The sequence below is a fragment of the Streptomyces murinus genome, from assembly GCF_002154555.1.
GTDB lineage: Bacteria > Actinomycetota > Actinomycetes > Streptomycetales > Streptomycetaceae > Streptomyces > Streptomyces murinus.
On sequence record NZ_MUNF01000005.1, the window covers coordinates 1 to 5329 of the forward strand.

Below are 5329 nucleotides of genomic sequence, written 5' to 3' on the forward strand. Positions count from 1 at the left end.
GGCCAGTTCGGCGCGGCCCGCGTCCGTGATGGCGTACACCTTGCGGCCGCCCTCGGTGGTGTGGGTGACCAGGCCCTCGGCCTCCAGCTTGGCCAGCCGGGGGTAGACGGTGCCCGCCGAGGGCGCGTACAGCCCCTGGAAGCGCTCCTCCAGGAGGCGGATCACCTCGTAGCCATGGCGGGGGGCTTCGTCCAGCAGCTTGAGCAGGTACAGGCGCAGGCGTCCGTGCGCGAAGACGGGGGGCATGTCAGAGCACCTTCTTGTCGGTCGGGCCGTCGGTCGGGGCGGCGGCGGTGCCGTCGGTCGTGCCGTCGGCCGCCCGGTCGGGACGCCGGAGCAGGGCGATCGCGCCGGAGACCGTGGTGGCCCGGAGTCGTCCCGTGCCCGCGCCCAGCCGGCCGGTGATCTTGTGGGCGCCCCACTGGCCGTGCACCCGCAGCCCCTCGAAGGCGTTGGAGATCCGGCCGCTCGCCGTGTTCGCCTCCACCTCCGCGTCCGCCGGGTGCGGCAGCCGGATGGCGATCTCGCCCGAGACGCTGGTGAGATGGACGTCCGTCGGCCCCTCCGGGTCCAGGTCCACGATCATCGAGCCGCTGACCGAGTCGGCCCGCACGACGGGGCCCGAGCCCTCGACCACGGTCAGGTCCCCGGAGACCGAGGTGAAGCGCAGCTCGCCGGTGACCGCCTGCGCCTCCAGGTTCCCCGAGACGGTGTTCGCCTGGACCGGTCCGGAGAGGCCGACCAGGGCGGTGTCGCCGGTGACGCCCCGGACCACCGCCGGGCCCCGGACGCCGGATATCACCGCACCGGCGCCGACCGTGCCCACCTCCACCTTGGCGTCCGCGGGGACCGCGAGGGAGACGACCGCGCTGCGGCGCCAGCTCTTGCGGTCCAGGAGCTTGGTGAAGCCCTGCCAGGTCAGGTCCTCGTACCCCACCGACAGGGTGCCGTTCTCGTGCGTCACCAGCAGCCGGGGACCTTCGATGTCCGAGACCTCCAGGCGGGCGGGGCCCTCCTCGACCCCCATCACATTCACCGTGCCGCCCGCGATGCGCACCTGGAGGGTGCTCACCGGGGCGTCGAACGTCAGCTTCTGTGGCTCGGCGACGGACCACTCGGACATGGGGGACCTCCTCGGCCGTACACGATCGCGACGCGCCATATCGCGTCCGTCCAGAAACACGATATATCGTGGCCTCGCGAAGTCAAGACACTCTTTCGGGAACACCGCCCCGCGCATTGCTTAGGCTGGTGACGACGCCGACGCCTGTCCCATCGGCCCGGGCGCATACGCACACCAGGAGACGCAACCCCATGTACTTCACCGACCGCGGCATCGAGGAGCTGGAGAAGCGGCGCGGCGAGGAGGAGGTCACCTTCGAGTGGCTCGCCGAGCAGCTGCGCACCTTCGTGGACCTCAACCCCGACTTCGAGGTGCCCGTGGAGCGCCTGGCCACCTGGCTCGCCCGCCTCGACGACGAGGACGACGACGAGTAAGCAGGGGCGGAAGAAACGCTGAAGGGCCCGGTTCCGTACGGAACCGGGCCCTTCAGCGTTGTCGTCGTGCCGGAGGCTTACGCCTCGAACACCTCACGCACCAGCTGCTCCTGCTCGGCCTGGTGGCGCTTGGCGGAGCCCACCGCCGGGGACGAGCCGTGCGGGCGCGAGATGCGCCGCAGCCGCTCGCCGGCCGGGATGTCCGCGCCGACCGCCAGATCGAGGTGGTCGATCAGGTTGAGCGCGATGAACGGCCAGGCACCCTGGTTCGCCGGCTCCTCCTGGACCCACAGGTACTTCTCGGCGTTCGGGTACTTGTTGACCTCCGCCTGGAGCTCGGCACCAGGCAGCGGGTACAGGCGCTCGATGCGGATGATCGCCGTGTCCGTGGCGCCGCGCTTCTTACGCTCGGCCTCCAGGTCGTAGTAGACCTTGCCGGAGCAGAAGACGACCTTGCGGACCGCGGCCGCCTCGGCGGTCGCGTCGCCGATGACCGGCTGGAAGCCACCGGTCGTGAACTCCTCCGCCTTGGAGGCGGCGGCCTTCAGACGCAGCATCGACTTCGGGGTGAAGACGACCAGCGGCTTGTGGGCCGGGTTGTGCACCTGCCAGCGCAGCAGGTGGAAGTAGTTCGACGGCGAGGTGGGCATGGCCACCGTCATGTTGTTCTGGGCGCACAGCTGGAGGAACCGCTCCGGGCGCGCGGACGAGTGGTCCGGGCCCTGGCCCTCGTAGCCGTGCGGCAGCAGCAGGACGACGCCGGAGGTCTGGCCCCACTTCTGCTCGGCCGAGGAGATGAACTCGTCGACGACCGTCTGGGCGCCGTTGACGAAGTCGCCGAACTGGGCCTCCCACATCACCAGCGCGTCGGGACGCGCGAGCGAGTAGCCGTACTCGAAGCCCATGGCCGCGTACTCGGACAGCAGCGAGTTGTAGACGTTCAGCCGCGCCTGGTCCTCGGCGAGGTACTGGAGCGGGGTGTACTCCTCGCCGGTCTCCCGGTCGATCAGCACCGCGTGGCGCTGGCCGAAGGTGCCGCGCTGGGAGTCCTGGCCCGCGAGGCGGACCGGGGTGCCGTCCAGCAGCAGGGAGCCGATGGCCAGGGTCTCGCCCATGCCCCAGTCGATGGTGCCGTCCTCGACCATCGCCGCACGGCGCTGGAGCTGCGGCTGGAGCCGCGGGTGCACGGTGATGTGCTCGGGGATGTTGACCTGGGACTCGGCGATCCGCTTGACGACCTCGGCGGAGACGGCGGTCGGGACCGCGGCCGGGAAGCCGTCCTGGGCCTCCTGGGGGGCACCGGCGGCCGGCTGCGCGGTGGCCTCGCGGACCTCCGTGAAGACCTTCTCCAGCTGGCCCTGGTAGTCCTGGAGGGCCTGCTCGGCCTCTTCCAGGGTGATGTCGCCACGACCGATCAGGGACTCGGTGTAGAGCTTGCGCACCGAGCGCTTCTTGTCGATCAGGTCGTACATCAGCGGCTGGGTGAAGGCCGGGTTGTCCGACTCGTTGTGACCGCGGCGGCGGTAGCAGATGAGGTCGATCACCACGTCCTTGTTGAACGCCTGGCGGAACTCGAACGCCAGCCGCGCGACCCGGACGACGGCCTCGGGGTCGTCGCCGTTCACGTGGAAGATCGGGGCCTCGATCATGCGGGCCACGTCCGTCGCGTACATGGAGGAACGCGAGGACTCGGGGGCCGCGGTGAAGCCGACCTGGTTGTTGATGACGATGTGCACGGTGCCGCCGGTGCGGTAGCCGCGCAGCTGCGACATGTTCAGGGTCTCGGCCACCACGCCCTGGCCCGCGAAGGCCGCGTCGCCGTGGATCGCCACCGGCAGGACGGTGAAGTCCGTGCCGCCCTTGTTGATGATGTCCTGCTTGGCGCGGGCGACGCCCTCCAGGATCGGGTCGACCGCCTCCAGGTGGGAGGGGTTGGCGACCAGCGAGACCTTGATCTGCTCGCCGTCCAGGCCGGTGAAGGTGCCGTTGGCGCCCAGGTGGTACTTCACGTCGCCGGAGCCGTGCATCGACTTCGGGTCGAGGTTGCCCTCGAACTCGCGGAAGATCTGCGCGTACGACTTGCCGACGATGTTGGCGAGCACGTTCAGGCGGCCGCGGTGGGCCATGCCGATGACGACCTCGTCCAGGCGGGACTCGGCGGCGGAGTCGATGACCGCGTCCAGCAGCGGGATGACGGACTCGCCGCCCTCCAGGGAGAAGCGCTTCTGGCCGACGTACTTCGTCTGCAGGAAGGTCTCGAACGCCTCGGCCGCGTTCAGCCGGCGCAGGATGCGCAGCTGCTCCTCGCGCTCCGGCTTGGCGTGGCCGCGCTCGACCCGGTCCTGGATCCACTTGCGCTGCTTGGGGTCCTGGATGTGCATGAACTCGATGCCGGTGGTGCGGCAGTACGAGTCGCGGAGCACCCCGAGGATGTCGCGCAGCTTCATCATCGACTTGCCGGCGAAACCACCGACGGCGAACTCGCGCTCCAGGTCCCACAGGGTGAGGCCGTGCTCGACGATGTCCAGGTCGGGGTGCTTGCGCTGGCGGTACTCCAGCGGGTCGGTGTCGGCCATGACGTGGCCGCGGACCCGGTAGGAGTGGATCAGCTCGAAGACGCGCGCGGCCTTGGTGACGTCGTCGTCGTGGGACGCGTCGATGTCCTTGAGCCAGCGGACCGGCTCGTAGGGGATGCGCAGCGCCTCGAAGATCTCGTCGTAGAACTTGTTCTCGCCGAGCAGCAGGTTGGCGACCTGGCGCAGGAACTCGCCGGAGGCGGCGCCCTGGATGACCCGGTGGTCGTAGGTCGACGTGAGGGTCATGACCTTGGAGACACCGAGCTTGTTCAGGGTGTCCTGGCTGGTGCCCTGGAACTCGGCCGGGTAGTCCATGGAGCCGACGCCCATGATCACGGCCTGGCCGGGCATCAGACGCGGCACGGAGTGCACGGTGCCCAGGCCGCCGGGGTTGGTCAGGGAGACCGTGACCCCGGTGAAGTCGTCCATGGTCAGCTTGCCCTCGCGGGCGCGGCGGACGATGTCCTCGTAGGCCTGCCAGAACTCGAAGAAGTTCAGCGTCTCGGCCTTCTTGATCGCCGCGACGACGAGCTGGCGGTCGCCGTTGGGCTTGACCAGGTCGATGGCGAGACCGAGGTTGACGTGGGCCGGCTTGACCAGGGTCGGCTTGCCGTCCTTGACGGTGAACGAGTGGTTCATCGCCGGCATGGCCTTGATGGCCTGCACCATCGCGTACCCGATGAGGTGCGTGAAGGAGATCTTCCCGCCGCGGGCGCGCTTGAGGTGGTTGTTGATGACGATGCGGTTGTCGAACAGCAGCTTCACCGGGACGGCGCGGACCGAGGTGGCGGTCGGCATCTCCAGCGAGGCGTCCATGTTCTTGGCGACCGCGGCGGCCGGGCCGCGCAGAGTGATCTGCTCGGGACCGGCGGGGGCCTCGGCGGCGGGAGCGGCCTTCGCCTGCGGCTGAGCGGGCGCCTGTGCGGGTTGCGCCGGCTTGGCCGGGGAGGGGGCCGTCTTCGCCGCGGGAGCCGCCGGAGCGGCCGCAGCGGGCGCCGGGGCGGCGGCGGGCTTCGGGGCCGCCGGGGCCGCGGGCGCCGGAGCGGCCTGGGGCGCCGGGGTGGGGGTCGCTGCGACCCCCGCGGCCGCAGTACCCGCCGGCGCGGGCGTGGCAGGCGCGCCCGGCTTGTAATCGGCGAAGAAGTCCCACCAGGCACGGTCTACCGAATTCGGGTCCTGGAGGTACTGCTGATAGATCTCGTCGACGAGCCACTCGTTCGCGCCGAACGCGGCCGCGGGGTTCTTCCCGGTGGCTT

Annotated in this window: 4 protein-coding genes; 1 reads left to right on the forward strand and 3 read right to left on the reverse strand. The window is 70.2% G+C overall.

All coding sequences use genetic code 11. The features are described from left to right. Together CCN72_RS00505 and CCN72_RS00510 are read right to left on the reverse strand one after the other, a co-directional pair. Positions 1-246 (reverse strand): PadR family transcriptional regulator (locus CCN72_RS00505; RefSeq protein WP_143664016.1); only part of this gene is annotated, 246 nt, incomplete at its 3' end. Between the two features lies 1 nt (position 247). Then, complete coding sequence (locus CCN72_RS00510) at positions 248-1123, reverse strand: DUF4097 family beta strand repeat-containing protein (RefSeq protein WP_086805839.1); 876 nt, start codon at positions 1121-1123, stop codon at positions 248-250. 191 nt (positions 1124-1314) lie between these two features. Between CCN72_RS00510 and CCN72_RS00515 the strand changes: the two genes are divergently transcribed. After that, positions 1315-1497 carry a DUF6104 family protein gene (locus CCN72_RS00515; protein WP_019075209.1) on the forward strand — a complete coding sequence of 61 codons (183 nt, stop codon included), beginning with the start codon at positions 1315-1317 and terminating at the stop codon, positions 1495-1497. Between the two features lie 77 nt (positions 1498-1574). Here the strand turns inward: CCN72_RS00515 and CCN72_RS00520 are convergent. Beyond that, a partial coding sequence (locus CCN72_RS00520; protein WP_086805840.1) for a multifunctional oxoglutarate decarboxylase/oxoglutarate dehydrogenase thiamine pyrophosphate-binding subunit/dihydrolipoyllysine-residue succinyltransferase subunit occupies positions 1575-5329 on the reverse strand: 3755 nt, incomplete at its 5' end.